Raw genomic sequence first — 15,476 nt, forward strand, 5'->3', positions numbered from 1 at the left:
GCCTTAACCCCGTCGTTCCAGGATCATCAGCTCCAGCGCCGTCCGGCGGGCCACGCCTTCCAGCCCCGCCAGGCGCAGAAGCGACAGGCCCTCGGTCACGCCGCGCAGGTCGCCCTGGACCCCGCGTGCGATGTTGTCGATGGCAACGACGATCGCCTCGCCCTTGCGGTTGCCATCCAGAAGCGCCTGCGCCTCGGCCGAGGGGGCAGGGGCCCGGAAGGCAGCCTGGATCGCCCGCGCCAGGCTGTCCGGCGGCACTGCATTGCGTGCATCGCCCACGGCCAGCGCCGCAAGGAAGGCATCTTCGGTGTTGGCGGGGGAGTGCCGTCTGGCCGTCATCTCGGCCTGCGGCGACAGAAGACCCACCCGGAAGGCGATGGCCGCCGCAGCGCCGGTGAGCGGCAGCTCTTGCAGGGCCTTGCCGTAAAGCGTCGCGAATGGCACCTCAAGTTCGACCTCCTGCATCCGGGCCCAGACCTCGGGCAAGGTGGCCTGCACCCGCGCCGCATCGCCCGCCGTCATGGCCGCATCGAAAGCCTGGAACGCCGCCACCCGGTCCCAGACCCCGCCCGAGGCCGCCGGGTCGCGTTCGGTGTAAAGCCCCAGGATTACGTTCGGCGGGATGGTCCCGGCCCGCGTCAACCGCTCGGCCGCTTCGATCCGGGCCTTCCAGCCGGCGCGGGGACCGATCTCGGCATAGGAAAACGCGATGGGCAGCCCTTCGGTCGGCAAAGGCTCACCGATGGCGGCATAGATCATCCAGTCCAGCGGAGTGATCGGGCTAGGGGCAGGGGGCACCGGCTCGCCCTCGAAAAGGTCGGGGTCAAGGAAGCGCGACAGCAATGTCTCCTGATCCGCCGTGATCTGGTTCAAGGCGCGCGAGGTGCGGATCGTCAGCGCCGCCGTGTCCCAGTCGCCCGACCGCGCCAGGCAGAAGATCCGCGCAGGCACCGTCGGCGCCAGGTGCGGAGCGTCGGCCATCGACTGGCACGCCCGGTCCTCGGCCCCGGTCAGCAGCGCCACGTCAAAGGCCCGGCGAAAGAGGTCCGGCGTCGTGGCCCCCGCCGCCTCGATCAACGCCGCCGCCTGCTCCAGCGCGCCCATCGCCAGCAGCTTGTCGATCCGCGTCTGCAACAGCTCGCCCCGACCCCCGGCATCGACGGGGGCAGCCACTTCGGCCAGCAGCATCGTCAGGAACAACTGGCGCAACGCGGGCAGGTCGTCGTCAGGATGGGTGACCAACCGTTCGGCAATCTCGCGCGTCAGGCCCGCCCCCCACAGATCCTTCGGCAGCCCGGATACCGCCGGTGCGATCAGCCCCACCCCGTCGGGCGAGGGGCCGTCCAGCGACGAGGTCGTGACCGTCGCAGGCAGCGCCCCCCCCGCTTCAGTCACCGGAGGCTCGTCAATCGACGGGGCGACAGTGCCTGCCGTGGCCGGGGTCGCGACCGATTGCGACAGCCAGTCGATAGCCGACAGCGGGCCCGCATCCTGGGCCGCCGCCGGTTCTCCCAGCATCAGAAGTGACAGAACCCCCGCCGCACTAGTCCGCATTCAACACCACAGGCTTCTTCACTTCGCCCTGCACAGGCGACAGATCGCCCAGATAGGCATAGCCCGTCAAGCCGACGAAGCCCAAAATCACCAGCACCACCAACGCCTTGATGATCCGACCCATCGCCTAGCCCTTCCTCGAACGTCCCGGACGGCTTGATCCGCCCGGCTATTGTTGCTGCGCGCGTCCGGATATGGCCCCGGCGCGGCAGATGCCATTGCAAATCTATATAGCATTCGGGAAGACTTCACGCCATTGAGGGGGAAAGATTTCCCGTCGGCAAGTCCTTGCCCGCGGGGCCAGCGGAACGGTGTGCCATGCGATTGGTAAAAACGGTTGTTCTTGTGGGAATGATGGGGGCCGGCAAGACCGCAGTCGGCACCGCGCTCGCCCGGCAGTTGGGCGTGCCGTTCAAGGATTCCGACGAGGAAATCGTCCGGGCCGCCAACCGCAGTATCGCCGAGATCTTCGAACGCGATGGCGAACCCTTCTTCCGCGCCCGCGAAAGCGAGGTCATCAACCGCCTTTTGCGCGGGACACCTTGCGTGCTGTCGACCGGCGGCGGGGCTTTCCTGTCCGAGCCGAATCGCACGCTGATCCACGATGTCGGCGTGTCGGTCTGGCTGAAGGCGGACCTCGAACTCCTCTGGCAGCGCGTCCGGCACAAGACGACGCGCCCCCTCCTGCGCACCGCCAACCCGCGCGAGACGCTGCGCGCTCTTTACGAGGCCCGCCAGCCGCTTTATGCCCAGGCCGACGTCGTGGTCGAAAGTGCTGCCGAACGGTCCGTCGACGAGATGGCGACCCGCGTGGTCGAGGCGCTGAAGACACGGCCCGACGTGCTGGAGGTCTGATCTTGAACACAGTTGCGGTTGATCTGGGCGAACGCTCCTACCAGGTGCGGATCGGGCAGGGGCTTCTGTCCCGCGCCGGGGTCGAGATTGCGCCCCTTCTTCGCCGCAAGCGGGTGGCCATCGTGACAGAGGAGACCGTGGCGGCCCGGCATCTGTCCGCGCTGCAGGCGGCGCTGCAGGCTGAAGCGATTGCGTCCTCGGCGCTTGTCCTGCCGCCCGGTGAAGGGACGAAAAACTGGGAGAACCTGGCACGCTGCACCGAATGGCTTTTGGAGCAAAGGGTCGAACGCAAGGACGTGGTCCTGGCGCTTGGCGGCGGCGTGATCGGTGACCTCGTGGGCTTTTCTGCCGCCATCCTGCGCCGGGGTGTCCGCTTCGTGCAGCTGCCGACCTCGCTTCTGGCGCAGGTCGACAGTTCCGTCGGCGGCAAGACCGGGATCAACACCGCGCAGGGCAAGAACCTCGTCGGCGCCTTCCACCAGCCCAGCCTGGTGCTGGCCGATATCGACGTCCTCGACACGCTGACCGACCGTGATTTCCTGTCGGGCTATGGCGAGGTGGTGAAGTACGGCCTTCTTGGCGACGCCGCCTTCTTCGACTGGCTGGAGGGCGAAGGCCCCGCGCTGCGCCAGGGCGACAAGGCCGCCCGCCTGCGCGCCGTGACCCGGTCGGTCGAGATGAAGGCCGGGATCGTGTCGCGTGATGAGACCGAAGAGGGTGAGCGCGCGCTTCTGAACCTTGGCCACACCTTCTGCCACGCCCTTGAAAAGGCCACCGGATATTCCGACCGCCTGCTGCACGGGGAAGGCGTTGCCATCGGTTGCGCCCTGGCGTTCGAGCTGTCGTCCCGCCTTGGTCTGTGCAGCCAGGAGGAACCCAGCCGGGTCCGCGCGCATCTGCGGGCAATGGGGATGAAAACAGACATCCGCGACATCCCGGGCGATCTGCCGGGGTCCGAGGCGCTGATCGCGCTGATGGGGCAGGACAAGAAGGTGGTCGACGGCAAACTGCGCTTCATCCTGGCGCGCGGGATCGGACAGGCCTTCGTGGCCGACGACGTGCCGGGCGACCGGGTCCGCGCCGTGCTGGACGACGCGCTGCGGGGTTAGAACAGCAGCTTGTAGACGTTGCCGTTGGTGTCCGAGGCTTGGCCCGTGCCGCTGGCCGTGCCAGAGCCGATGACGAAGGTGCCCTGCACCCGGGTCCCGTCGGCGCAGACGGCATAGATCTCGCCGTTGTTGACGCCTGCGACCGTCTCGATCTCGCGCCCGACTTCGCCGCCGGTCTTCTTGAAGGTCAGCGACATGCCCTTTGTGTGCGACACCGTCCGCGGCGTCAGCGAGGACCAGGTGCCGGTGCAGCGCCCCGCTTCCGGCAGGCGGAAGCTCAGATCGCCGGATGTGCCGGTGGTGTTTTTCGCCGTCGCCTGGATGACCAGCGTCGGGTCGTCGTCGGCAATCGGCCCCTGCAGCGGATAAAGCTGCATCGGACTGGTGCCGCTTGCACAGGCGGCCAGCGGTAGAACAAGGGCCAGAGTCAAGGGTCTGAAGATCTGTGCGGGCATCGGCAAGCTGGTCTTTCGAAAGGGCGTCAGGCAGATCCGGTCGCGCGTCTATGCTGCGAATTCGGCCGCGTGTCCAGAGGCCCGGCCTGCTGCCAACCGCCACACACTGCGTCGTGAAGGACTGCTTCAGCCGGTGAAGAAGGGCGCAGCCTGCATCGTGGGCGGCACTGGCACTCCCATCCGGGTCAGGATCGAGGGGGCCAGCGCCAGTTGATCCAGAACATGATCTTCGGGCGGCAAGCTGCTGTGGCCAAAGTAATAAAACGCAAAATCCCGCTGATCCTCGCCCGTCCCGCCATGATGCCCCCGGGCGTCCTGGCCGTGGTCGGCGGTGACGATCACCTCATACCCGTTCTGCCGCCAGCGGTGAATGAACGGCGCCAGGATCGCGTCCAGGTGGAAGCAGGCGTGGTCCATCTCTTCGCAGTCGTGGAAGAACCGGTGCCCCATGCTGTCCAGCGTGCAGGTGTGCAGGATGCCGTAGTCGATCCCCTTGACCTCGCACAGCCGCGTCAGCGTGCCGAAGAGGTCGTAGTCCGAGGGCGTCATCTGGTTGGCATGGCCATAGCCGTGCATCGTGTGGAACCGGCCATGCGTGATCGGCCCGCCGGGTTCGTCATATTCGATGTCGCGGACCACATCGAAGGGCGCGCGGTTGAAGAATTCGGACCAATAGCTGTGCGTCACGGCCCCCGTCGTCTTGCCCGCGCGCGTCAGCTCGCTGAACACATCCGGGAACGTCACCCGCCGGATATCCGCGTTGTCCCAGATGTGGTGCTTCTGCGGAGGCACTCCGGTGTGGATCGAGGCGTAGCACGAGGCCGAGGTTGAGGGCAGCACCGCCCGCATCCGCCGTACCTGGGCCTCGCCCTGTTCGACCCAGCCTTCCAGATTGCCGAACAGCCGCCGCCAGTTGCGGTAAGGCACCCCATCCAGAATAATGAGCAGAAGTTTGGTCACGACGCACCTCCTCGTGCGACTTTGTCTTCTCGTCGGAGCCCCCCAGCGAGGAGTGACGAAGTCATCGACGAGCGGCGGATCAATTCCCCGCGCTCTCCATCTTGCGGTGCGCGATCACCTGTTCCAGCCAGCCTTGCTCCATCTCGGGCACGGAACTGAGCAAAAGGTCGGTATAGTCATCAAACGGCGGCGTCAGCACATCCGTCTTCTGCCCGTAGCGCACGACAGCCCCCTTGAACATCACCGCGATCTTGTCAGCGATGGCGCGCACCGTCGCCAGGTCATGCGTGATGAAAAGATACGCCACCCCCGCCTCGGCCTGCAGCGCCAGCAGCAGCTTCAGGATGCCATCCGCCACCAGCGGGTCCAGCGCGGATGTCACCTCGTCGCAGATGATGAGCCGTGGCTTCGCCGCCAGTGCGCGGGCGATGCAGACCCGCTGCTTCTGACCGCCCGACAGTTCCGCCGGATAGCGGTCGGCAAAGCCCTTGCCCATCTCGATCTGGTCCAGCAGCTCCTGCACACGGGCGTCCCGCTCTGCCCCCCGCAGACCGAAGTAGAATTCCAGCGGCCGCCCGATGATCGTCCCCACGGTCTGGCGCGGGTTCATCGCGGTGTCGGCCATCTGGTAGATCATCTGGATCTCGCGCAGGTCGTCCTTCGTCCGGCCCGAAAGGGCCTCGGACAACTGCCGCCCGGCAAAAGTGATCCGCCCCGCCGATGGCGGCAAAAGCCCGGTGATCGCCCGCGCCAGCGTCGACTTGCCCGAGCCCGACTCGCCCACCACCGCTAAAGTCTGGCCCACCGGAAGGTCGACCGAGACATTCTTCAGCACGTCGAAATTCGTCCCCCGATACCGGGCCGTCAGGTTCTGCACCTGCAGGATCGGCGGGGCGGGGGCCTTCTCGACATGCTCCAGCGACCGGACCGAGACCAGCGCGCGGGTGTAATCCTGCGTCGGCCGGTGGATGATCTGCCCGGTCTCACCCAGCTCGACCATCCGGCCATGCCGCAGCACCATGATGTCGTCAGCGACCTGGGCCACCACGGCCAGGTCATGCGTGATATACAGGGCCGCGACCTGGGTATCCCGGATCGCCTCCTTGATCGCGGCAAGCACGTCGATCTGCGTCGTCACGTCCAGCGCCGTCGTCGGTTCGTCGAAGATGACCAGGTCCGGCTTCGGGCACAACGCCATCGCCGTCATGCAGCGCTGCAATTGCCCGCCCGAGACCTGATGCGGATAGCGCTTGCCGATGCTTTCCGGGTTCGGCAGGCCCAGCTTCCTGAACAGGGCCACCGCCCGCGCCTCGGCCTCGGGCTTGGTCATCAACCCGTGCGACAGCGAGGATTCGATCACCTGTTCCATGATCTGCTTGGCCGGGTTGAAACTGGCCGCCGCCGATTGCGAGACATAGGTCACCTCGCGCCCACGCAGGGCCCGCAACGCCTTTGGATCGGCCAGCCGGATTTCCCGCCCGTTGAGATGGATCGTCCCCCCGGTCAGCCGCACTCCGCCGCGCCCGTAGGCCATTGCGGACAGCCCGATCGTGGATTTTCCCGCGCCCGACTCCCCGATCAGGCCCAGCACGCGGCCCCGTTGCAGGGTCAAGTCCACCCCATGCACCAGCGTCACCTCTTTCGGAGGCTCTCCCGGCGGGTAAGAGGTGGCCTCGATCACCAGGCCCTTGATCGACAGCAGAGGATCAGCCACCGCGCCCTCCTTTCAGGCTGGAGGTCCGGGTCAGGATCCAGTCCGCCACCAGGTTCACGGAAATCGCCAGCGCGGCAATGGCCGCCGCAGGCAACAGCGCTGCCGACTTGCCGTAGATCAGCCCGTCCTTGTTTTCCTTCACCATCCCGCCCCAGTCGGCCAGGGGCGGCTGGATGCCCAGGCCCAGGAAGGACAGGGTCGAGATGAAGAGGACCGCGAAGATGAAGCGCAACCCGAACTCGGCGACCAGCGGCGACAGCGCGTTGGGCAGAATCTCGCGGAAGATGACCCAGGTGCCTTTCTCGCCCCGCAGTCTTGCGGCCTCGACATAGTCCATGACCGCGATGTCGGCAGCGACAGCGCGGGACAGGCGGAATACCCGCGTGGAATCAAGGATGCCCATCACCAGGATCAGCACGGTCAGGTTCAGGGGCAGCACCGACAGCATCACCAGCGCCACGATCAGCGAGGGCACCGCCATCACCAGATCGACGACGCGCGACAGGATCTGGTCGATCCAGCCGCCCTTGACCGCCGCAAGGAACCCCAGAAACGCCCCCAGCGAAAAGGCCAGCACGGACGAGGCCAGCGCCACGAAGATCGTGATCTGCGCGCCATAGATCAGCCGCGACAGGATATCCCGCCCGATGGTGTCGGTCCCCAGCCAGAACTGCGCCGAAGGTCCCTCCCACTGGCCGCCGGAGACGTCGGTGATCGGGTAGGGCGCGATCCATTGCGCAAAGATGGCGACGAACAGGAAGACCCCGGTGAAGACAAGGCCGATGAGGGCGGAAATGGGTATTCTCATTTCGGGTGCCTCAGGCGCGGATTGGCCAGGATGCCGATGATGTCTGCGGCCATGTTCAGGAAGATGTAGACGGCGGCAAAGATCAGACCCACGGCCTGCACAACCGGCAGGTCGCGCTTGGTGACGTGGTCGACCAGATATTGCCCCAGCGCGTTGTAGCCGAAGACCACCTCGACCACGACGACGCCGACGACGAGGTAGGCCATGTTCAGCATGACGACCGACACCACGGGCGCGATGGCGTTCGGGAAGGCGTGCTTCCAGATCACCGTCATCGGCGACAGGCCTTTCAGCTCGGCCGTCTCGATATAGGCGGATTGCATCACGTTCAGGATCGCCGCGCGGGTCATCCGCATCATGTGCGCCAGGACCACCAGGACCAGCACGATGACGGGCAGGGCGACCGCGTTCAGCTTGGCCCAGAAGCTCATGCCTGGGAAGACCATGGCGACGGGCTGAAAGATCGGGATCACTTGCGTGAAGATGAAGATCACGAAATAGGCCGCGACGAATTCGGGAAGGCTGATCGTTGTCAGCGTGATGCCCGAGATCACCTTGTCGGGCCATTTCCCGGCGTGACGCGCGGCGATCAGGCCCAGAAGGATTGCCAGCGGCACCGAGATGGCGGCGGCGCATCCGGCCAGGAACAGCGTGTTGCCCAGCCGCTGCCCGATGGATTGCGCAATGTCCGCGCCATTGGTCAGGGCCGTGCCCAGATCACCGGTCAGGATGCCGCCCAGCCACTGGAAATAGCGCGTCAGCGGCGGCTCGTTCAGCCCCATCTTCTCGCGCAGGTTCGCCAGCGCCTCGGGCGTGGCCTGCTGACCCAGGATCGCTTGCGCGGTGTCGCCCGGCAGCGCCTCGACGCCCAGGAAGATGACGGCCGAAACGGCCAGCAAGAGAAGGAGGCCCAGCGCAAAGCGCTGGACCACAAGTTTCAGGATCGGATGCACCGCCCGGCCTTACGCGTTCAGCCAGCAGCGGACCTGGGCACGACCGTTCATCAGCTCGCCGTTCGGGTCGTCGACCCAGCCACCGATGGTGTCGCTGACGCCCGACACGAAGTCGTTGAACATCGGCAGGATCAGCCCACCCTCATCGCGCAGGATCTGCGCCATTTCGGTGTACATGCCGGTCCGCTTGGCCGTGTCCAGCTCGCCCCGTGCCGCCATCAGAAGCTCGTCGAACTTGGCGTTATTGAACTTGGTGTCGTTCCATTCTGCAGTGGACAGATAGGCCGTGGTGTACATCTGGTCCTGCACCGGACGCCCGCCCCAGTAGGACGCGCAGAACGGGGCCACGTTCCAGACGTTCGACCAGTAGCCGTCATCGGGCTCCAGCTTGACCTGCAAGGGAATGCCTGCCGCATTGGCGCTGGCCGCGAAGAGGTTCGCTGCATCCACCGCACCCGGGAACGCGCCCGGAGCCGTCGCCAGCACGATGGGTGATCCGTCATGGCCGGACTTCGCATAGAACTCCGCCGCCTTCGCCGCGTCGTATTCGCGCTGTTCGAACTTGTCCTCGTACAACGGATAGGCCGCGTTGATCGGGAAGTCGTTGCCCGGCTGGCCAAGGCCGCCCAGGATCTTCTCGACCATCTCGCCCCGGTTGATCGCGTATTTCAGCGCCATCCGCAGGTCGTTGTTGTCGAAGGGCGCCTTGTCGCAGTGCATGATAAAGACATAGTGCCCCCGGCCGGCGACGGCCTTGATCTGCACACCCGGCACGCCTTTCAAGAGATCCGCGATCTTCGGGTCGACCCGGTTGATCATGTGGATCTGGCCCGACTGCAGCGCCGCGGTCCGGGCGGTGTTGTCGTTGATCACCAGGATCTCGACCTCGTCGGCATGGCCGATGGTGCTGTCGAAATAGTTGGCGTGTTTCTTGAAGGTGTGGCGCACGCCGGGTTCGTTGATCACGACCGAATAGGGGCCCGCGCCGATCCCCGCCGCCGGGTTGTCCACGCCGCCGCCGGGCTGGATGATCAGGTGATAGTCCGCCATCAGGAACGGCAGGTCGGCGTTGGCCGCGTTCAGCTTGAGCGTGACCATGTCACCCTCGGCCTTCATGTCGGTGATCCCCTGGACGATCCCCAGCGCACCGGACTGCGCCTTCTCGTCGGTGTGCCGCTTCAGCGTCGCCACCACATCCTCGGCCGTCACCGTGCCGCCGCCGTGATATTCCACGCCCGCGCGGATCTTGAACTTCCACTCGGTCGCGTCGGGCGACGAGGAAATCTCTTCGGCGATCCGCGGGTCGATGGTCCCGTCCGCCTTCACGTCGCACAGCATTTCGCCCCAGGTCATGTTGACCTGGAACGGCACTTCCGAGGCCGCCAGTGCCGGGTCCAGGCTGTTGGTCGATTCCCCGCCCTGCATGCCGACGCGGATCACGCCGCCTTTCTTGGCTTCCTGCGCCGCGGCCGCCTTGCCGAACAGCGCCGAGGCCAGGCCCGCCGACACGCCAAGGGCTGTCGTCCGCCCTACGAATTCGCGACGGGTCATCCGGCCCTGCTTGGCCTGCGCCAGCATCCAGTCAAGCTGCTTGTGCTTGTCGTTCATTGTCGTCTCCCTGATTGGCCCCGTTTCGGGGATTCTTTTGTTGACTTGAGGATCAATAAACCGCGAACCGCCCCGTGCGACAAACGATTTCTCGCGGGCTGTCACACAAAGTCTCGTGCGACCTCCTCGTCCCAGTCGCGCTGGAAAACGACCTGTTCTCCCTCCCAGGCGGTCAGGGTGGCCTGCATCCGCAGATGCGTAGGCGTCGCGGTCATCATCGTCTCGGCCCGGGTACGCACCCGCCAGTCGCCGCGCGACAGACGCTGCTCCCAGGTGATCTCGGCCCGCGCGGACAGGGGGTCCGCCCCGATCTCCCAGCGCTCGGTCGTCGTCTCGCCCGTCACCAGCCCGTGCGTCAGGTTCCTGGTGTCGCCCAGATCATCCTCGACCAGCAGCGCATGGGTTCCGGCAATCAGGTCGCTCTCCACCCGGCGGCTCGACTGACCAGTCCGCTGGACGTCGTGCTTCCAGGGCAATGCCGTCTCGGCAGGCGGAGGCAGCCATTCCGCTTCGCCCGTCCCCTCATGCACTGGCAGGTCAAGACTTGCGCCGGTGATCTCCAACGTCGCCGCCTCGGGGCTGGGCCAGACGAAGGGCCAATAGGTCGTCGACAACGCCAGCCGCAGCTTGTGCCCCGCCGCCAGCCGATACCCCATCTGGTCCAGGGTCAGCACCACATCCTCCGGCACGCCCGGCAGCATCGGTTCCGGGGCCTCGGCACTGCGGCGGTGGCACAGGTTCAGAATGCCATGCGCGATCCGGGTCGAGGACCCGTCCGGCGCCACATCGCACAACCGCGCGACCAGGAAAGCCAGCGGCTTGTCCGAGGCCAGCCGCAGCGTCAGCGTTGCGGCCCCCAGAAGCTGGATCGGCTCCGCCAGAGTCACCCCATCGAAGCAGACCGAAAGCGCGTCGTCCCCCCGCTGGTCCCCCGCCATCTCGGCATTCAGCCCCATCGGGAAGAACTCACCCGCCGTCATGCCCAGATGCTGCGGCGTGCAGACAGATGCCGACAGCGGCCCCGCCACGCCTAGCCCTGCATCCGATACCTGCATGACCCGCCGCGATACTCGAGGCGTCGGCCACTCGGCTTCCGCAACCCAGTGCCCGTCGCGATGCGCGGCGCTGGCGTTCGGCGGGGCGGAATGAAGGATGTAAGCCCGGAACGCTGGATCATCATCGGCCCCGTTCTGTACCCCCTTCAGCCAGCGGTCCCACCAGCGGATCGCGAGTTGCAAAAACCCGATCCTTGGCCCCGGCACCGCCGTATGCGGATACTGGTGCACCCAGGGCCCGATGATCCCCTTCACCGGCCCGCGCGCATTCTCCATCAGCTTGGCGACGGTGTTCATGTAATTGTCGTTCCAGCCGCCATAGGACAGGATCGGCACCGTCACGCGGTCCCAATCCTCGCAGATCGAGCCGTGCTTCCAATAGGCGTCCCGCGTCTGATGTGCGGCCCAACCCGGCGCATGGAACGGCTCCGCCTCCAGCCGCTTCAGCCAATCCTCACGCCAGCCATTGCGCAAGAGGGGGTCAGCGGGACGCGAGGAATAGGACAACATCACGCTGCCCCAGCCGAAGTTTTCCCCCAGCAAAGCGCCGCCCTTGAAGTGGATGTCGTCGGCAAATCGGTCCGTGGTCGAATAGACCGAGATCACCGCCTTCAGCGCCGGGGGCTGCAGAAAGGCCGTCTGCAGGCAGTTGAACCCGCCCCAGCTTTTCCCCATCATCCCCACGGTCCCGCTGCACCAGTCCTGCTTGGCCAGCCAGGCGATGACATCACAGGCGTCCTGCAACTCCTGGGCGGAGTATTCGTCCTCCATCAACCCGTCGCTGTCGCCATTGCCCCGGATGTCCACGCGGACGCAGGCATAGCCGTGACCGGCCACATAGGGGTGCATCAGCTCGTCGCGGGGCAGGGTCCCGTCGCGCTTGCGGTAGGGGATGTATTCCAGCACCGCCGGGACGGGCTGGGTGGTGGCGTCCACCGGCATCCAGACCCGGGCCGACAGCCGCGTGCCGTCAGGCATCGGGATCGACAAATCCTCGATCTCGGTGATCGCATGGGGAAAGTCGCTGCGGATCGTCACGAAGGTCCTCCGATTCTGTTAACCCATCGGATATTATTCGTTCGTGCAATTCAAGGGTTGCGTGTGGGACACCTCCTCGTGCGCCTTTGGCTTCTCGTCGGAGTGCGGCGCGCGAGGAGCGACGAAGTCGACGACGAGCTGTCCCCCGGCCACGATCTCAAGCGAGGAGTGACGAAGTCATCGACGAGCGGACCCTTCGAACACCCCAACAAACCCTGAACGCTCACACTTAACCCATTGACTTGCCTCCCCTTGAACATTCCGCCACGGGCGGCGCTCCTTAGCCTGTTCACCCCCGCACAGCCCCCGCGCGCCCAGATCGGGATGCAATTCCGCCCCCCCGCGTCTACCTTCCCTGCAAAGGAGACCATCCCATGTGGAACCCGCTTCTCGACCCCTCGATCCCGATCGGCACCCAGGTCGACCAGATCGAGACCGTCATCGTCCCCCGCGCCCGCGACCTCGGCGGGTTCGAAGTCCGCCGTGCCCTTCCCTCGGCCCAGCGGCAGATGGTGGGGCCCTTCATCTTCTTCGACCAGATGGGCCCGGCCGAGTTTCTGACCGGTCAGGGCATCGACGTCCGCCCGCACCCCCACATCGGTCTCGGGACCGTCACCTACCTTCTGAAGGGCCGGATGCACCACCGCGACAGCCTTGGGACCGATCTCTGGATCGAGCCCGGCGCCGTCAACTGGATGATGGCGGGGCAGGGGATCACCCACTCGGAACGGACCGATGGCGAGGCGCGGAAAGCCCCTCTGACGCTGTTCGGCCTGCAGACCTGGCTTGCCCTGCCGAAGGACCGCGAGGAAGACGCCGCCGATTTCGCCCACCTCGAACGCGCCGCCCTGCCGGAACTGGAGGGCGAGGGGAAACAGGTCCGCCTGATCCTCGGCACCGCCTGGGGCGAGAGTGTGGGCCTGCAGATGCCCTCCGAGGTCTTCTATGCCGACGCCCGCCTTTCCCCCGGCGCTTCCATCCCGCTGCCCGATGACCACGAAGACCGCGGCGTCTACATCCTGGACGGCGAGGTCTCCAGCGCGGGCCAGACCTTCGAAGCGGGCCGGATGCTGGTCTTCCGCCCCGGCGACCGGGTCTCGGTCAAGGCCGGCCCCCAGGGGGCGCGGCTGATGCTGCTTGGGGGGGCCACGATGGACGGCCCCCGTCATATCTGGTGGAACTTCGTCGCCTCCTCGAAAGAGAAGATCGAGGCTGCAAAAGAAGCCTGGCGCGCCGGCGACTGGATGCATGGCCGCTTCAAGCTGCCCCCGCATGACAACGCCGAGTTCATCCCGGCCCCAGAGCGGTGAAAATCCCGCGCTTCCCCCATTGACGCCCCCGGGGGAAGCGTCTATCCCGCCCTCCACGCGCGGTGGTAGCTCAGTTGGTTAGAGTACCGGCCTGTCACGCCGGGGGTCGCGGGTTCGAGCCCCGTCCACCGCGCCAGTTTTCCCTCACCAGGACTGACGTCAACCCTGTCCGCGCAGGACGCTCTTCCACATCCCAATGATCTCAACGCGTTGGGCGTGGGCGTTCAGAACTTCTTGAGATCTTGTCGAGGCCCGTCTTCCCGGTCTTGTCCTTGCTCAAGCCCGCGACGGACGTCCTCTGACGCCGTCTTCTGCCGCGCCCATGCGTCCAGCTTGGCCCGCGTGTCATGCAGAGTGGATTGCAGCACGGCCGCCTCGTCCGGGGGCAGGTTGAACAGGAAGGGTTCGACGAGATCAGTGATCTCCTCGAAATAGGCAAACGCGGCTTCATCGAGGTCATAGTGATCTGCACCCTGCGCCCCGACATAACCCGCAGCCCCAAGCGCGGCGGCCCCGGCAAGCTTGAACGACCCCTTGCCGACAATCAGCGCAGCGGTCTGGATCAGGTTGCCGATGCCGCGGACGGACACACTGGTGGCTTTGTCCGCCTGGGGTCCATCCGAAAGCCCGACGGCCGCGACATGCTGCATCAGCGCGGCGCTGCCCGGCGTGACATAGGTGGCGCGCAGGGCAGCCTCGATCATGGCCGCAACCATCTCGATCGAGATTTCGCGGCGCAGGAAGCCGCCCGCGCTGTCGTCCAGCGCTTTGACATCCGGGAAAGAGCGCACAAGGTTCCCGGCGATCTGCAACAGGGTCTGAAGCGCCGCGCGTTGTTCGACCGATAGAAGGTCCAGCGGGTCGCGCCCCTGCACACGCCCGGTGTCGTTCCCGTCCAGCAACCCGCCAAGCGCGACGAGCGAGCCCCAAAGCTCTACCGAGCGGGCCGAAAGCGGCCGCAACCCGTCGTCCAGAAGGGCGGTGAAGCGGTCCACCTCGACCCGCGCCTCGCCGCGCAGCCCGTGGTTTGCGCCCGCAAGCGCCGCCTTCAGCGTCTGCGCCCGTTCCCCGCTCATCCGGGCAAGTTGCTCTTGCAGTGCGGTCGTGGGGCCCGCCTCGGTGTAGACCTCCATCGCCCCATCGGCAGGTGAGAAGCGCCAGCCCAGCGGCGACTGACTTTTCAGCACGGCCTCGACGGTCAGGATCGAGGTGTCTGTTTCGGGTGGGTCCAGCGGTTCGGGCCACGGGGGCAGGGTGGCAAGGTGGGCGAGGGTCTTTTCGGCTCGCTCGGCTTCGTCGTCGAGTCGCGAAAGCTCGTTCAGGATGGGGTCTGCGCGGGTGGCAGGCGTGTCAGTGAAAGCATGCCCCGGCCTACCGTATGTGCCAAGATTGGTCAGTTTCAACAGCGGACGCATGTCACGCACATCGCTATCGGACAGAGTCAGGTCTTGCAGATTGGTCAGGCTTGCGAGAGGCGACAGGTCGCTGATGCCCGTCCGGTCGGCGAGGAGGAGCCTCAGTTCCGTCAGGAGTGTCAGGGGTTTCAGATCGCTGACGTCCGTTCCGATGATGGATAGTCGCTCCAAGCCTACCAAATGAGCAAGAGGCGAAAGGTCCCTTACCCGGCTTCGTCCCAACCACAGGTGCTTCAATCCGGCCAGAGCCGCGACGGGGCCAAGATCGCGGACCAAAGTTCCCTCAAGCGAAAGGGTTGCCAATCCGGATAGGGCAGAAAGGGGCGATACGTCACTGATCAGGGTGTCATTCAGTCCCAGGTTGGACAGTCTGGTCAGGCCGACGACCGGGGAAAGGTCGCTGATCTGGGTGTCACTCGCGTCCAGAATCCGTAAGCTGGTCAAAGCGTGCAGCGCGGAAAGATCACCGACCTGGGTGCCGTCGAGCCACAGGCGGTCCAGGCTGGACAGGCCTTCTATCGGAGAAAGGTCGCCAACATCCGTTCCGTTAAGAGAGAGGCTTTCCAGATTGCCAAGTGCCACCAAAGGCGAAAGATCGCTGACGCGGGTTGCGTCGAACGACAGCACTTGAAGCAGGGTCAA

General features: G+C 65.8%; 13 protein-coding genes and 1 tRNA gene. 4 read left to right on the forward strand and 10 right to left on the reverse strand.

Going from position 1 to position 15,476, the window contains the following annotated elements; genetic code table 11:
- Nucleotides 1-3: 3 nt before the first annotated feature.
- Nucleotides 4-1,518 (reverse strand): hypothetical protein, encoded by a 1,515-nt coding sequence (locus U1E69_RS02765; protein WP_322242659.1) that lies wholly within the window; start codon nucleotides 1,516-1,518, stop codon nucleotides 4-6.
- Nucleotides 1,519-1,543: 25 nt separating this feature from the next.
- Entirely contained in the window at nucleotides 1,544-1,678 is a 135-nt protein-coding gene (locus U1E69_RS02770; protein WP_322242661.1) for a hypothetical protein, read from the reverse strand.
- Nucleotides 1,679-1,872: 194 nt separating this feature from the next.
- Here U1E69_RS02770 and U1E69_RS02775 point away from each other — a divergent pair, with 194 nt between their 5' ends.
- Complete coding sequence (locus tag U1E69_RS02775) at nucleotides 1,873-2,409, forward strand: shikimate kinase (RefSeq protein ID WP_322242663.1); 537 nt, start codon at nucleotides 1,873-1,875, stop codon at nucleotides 2,407-2,409.
- The gene (aroB, locus tag U1E69_RS02780; RefSeq protein WP_416200251.1) at nucleotides 2,409-3,518 is read left to right on the forward strand and encodes a 3-dehydroquinate synthase; all 1,110 of its coding nucleotides are present in this window, start codon (nucleotides 2,409-2,411) and stop codon (nucleotides 3,516-3,518) included. The genes U1E69_RS02775 and aroB overlap by 1 nt, the downstream gene beginning before the upstream one ends.
- Here the strand turns inward: aroB and U1E69_RS02785 are convergent.
- The 7 genes from U1E69_RS02785 to U1E69_RS02815 form a co-directional block, all read right to left on the reverse strand.
- Nucleotides 3,515-3,949 carry a hypothetical protein gene (locus tag U1E69_RS02785; RefSeq protein ID WP_322242665.1) on the reverse strand — a complete coding sequence of 145 codons (435 nt, stop codon included), beginning with the start codon at nucleotides 3,947-3,949 and terminating at the stop codon, nucleotides 3,515-3,517. The genes aroB and U1E69_RS02785 overlap by 4 nt on opposite strands.
- A gap of 150 nt (nucleotides 3,950-4,099) precedes the next feature.
- Nucleotides 4,100-4,933, reverse strand: a complete 834-nt coding sequence (locus U1E69_RS02790; protein WP_322242668.1) for an alkaline phosphatase family protein — start codon at nucleotides 4,931-4,933, stop codon at nucleotides 4,100-4,102.
- A gap of 79 nt (nucleotides 4,934-5,012) precedes the next feature.
- Complete coding sequence (locus U1E69_RS02795; RefSeq protein ID WP_322242670.1) at nucleotides 5,013-6,647, reverse strand: ABC transporter ATP-binding protein; 1,635 nt, start codon at nucleotides 6,645-6,647, stop codon at nucleotides 5,013-5,015.
- Nucleotides 6,640-7,455, reverse strand: a complete 816-nt coding sequence (locus U1E69_RS02800; protein ID WP_322242672.1) for an ABC transporter permease — start codon at nucleotides 7,453-7,455, stop codon at nucleotides 6,640-6,642. The genes U1E69_RS02795 and U1E69_RS02800 overlap by 8 nt, the downstream gene beginning before the upstream one ends.
- Nucleotides 7,452-8,408, reverse strand: coding sequence for an ABC transporter permease (locus U1E69_RS02805; protein ID WP_322242674.1), 957 nt, complete (start codon nucleotides 8,406-8,408; stop codon nucleotides 7,452-7,454). Before U1E69_RS02805 ends, U1E69_RS02800 begins: the two co-directional genes overlap by 4 nt.
- 9 nt (nucleotides 8,409-8,417) lie before the next feature.
- On the reverse strand, nucleotides 8,418-10,016 hold the full coding sequence (locus U1E69_RS02810; protein ID WP_322242676.1) for an ABC transporter substrate-binding protein: 1,599 nt from the start codon (nucleotides 10,014-10,016) through the stop codon (nucleotides 8,418-8,420).
- 101 nt (nucleotides 10,017-10,117) lie between these two features.
- Nucleotides 10,118-12,109 carry a CocE/NonD family hydrolase gene (locus U1E69_RS02815; RefSeq protein WP_322242678.1) on the reverse strand — a complete coding sequence of 664 codons (1,992 nt, stop codon included), beginning with the start codon at nucleotides 12,107-12,109 and terminating at the stop codon, nucleotides 10,118-10,120.
- Between the two features lie 374 nt (nucleotides 12,110-12,483).
- On the opposite strand from U1E69_RS02815, the gene U1E69_RS02820 reads away from it, so the two are divergent.
- The gene (locus U1E69_RS02820) at nucleotides 12,484-13,419 is read left to right on the forward strand and encodes a pirin family protein (protein WP_322242680.1); all 936 of its coding nucleotides are present in this window, start codon (nucleotides 12,484-12,486) and stop codon (nucleotides 13,417-13,419) included.
- A gap of 59 nt (nucleotides 13,420-13,478) precedes the next feature.
- Nucleotides 13,479-13,555 (forward strand) — tRNA-Asp (locus U1E69_RS02825).
- 88 nt (nucleotides 13,556-13,643) lie between these two features.
- On the opposite strand, the gene U1E69_RS02830 is transcribed toward U1E69_RS02825, so the two are convergent.
- Nucleotides 13,644-15,476 carry a leucine-rich repeat domain-containing protein gene (locus U1E69_RS02830; protein WP_322242682.1) on the reverse strand — a complete coding sequence of 611 codons (1,833 nt, stop codon included), beginning with the start codon at nucleotides 15,474-15,476 and terminating at the stop codon, nucleotides 13,644-13,646.

The organism is Tabrizicola sp. (genome assembly GCF_034366665.1).
GTDB lineage: Bacteria > Pseudomonadota > Alphaproteobacteria > Rhodobacterales > Rhodobacteraceae > Tabrizicola.

Excerpts from the sequence above, each read along its gene's own strand:
- U1E69_RS02765 (WP_322242659.1), bottom strand. The coding sequence starts at position 1,518 with ATGCTGGGAGAACCGGCGGCGGCCCAGGATGCGGGCCCGCTGTCGGCT.
- U1E69_RS02770 (WP_322242661.1), bottom strand. The coding sequence starts at position 1,678 with ATGGGTCGGATCATCAAGGCGTTGGTGGTGCTGGTGATTTTGGGCTTC.
- U1E69_RS02775 (WP_322242663.1), top strand. The coding sequence starts at position 1,873 with ATGCGATTGGTAAAAACGGTTGTTCTTGTGGGAATGATGGGGGCCGGC.
- U1E69_RS02820 (WP_322242680.1), top strand. The coding sequence starts at position 12,484 with ATGTGGAACCCGCTTCTCGACCCCTCGATCCCGATCGGCACCCAGGTC.
- U1E69_RS02810 (WP_322242676.1), bottom strand. The coding sequence starts at position 10,016 with ATGAACGACAAGCACAAGCAGCTTGACTGGATGCTGGCGCAGGCCAAG.
- U1E69_RS02800 (WP_322242672.1), bottom strand. The coding sequence starts at position 7,455 with ATGAGAATACCCATTTCCGCCCTCATCGGCCTTGTCTTCACCGGGGTC.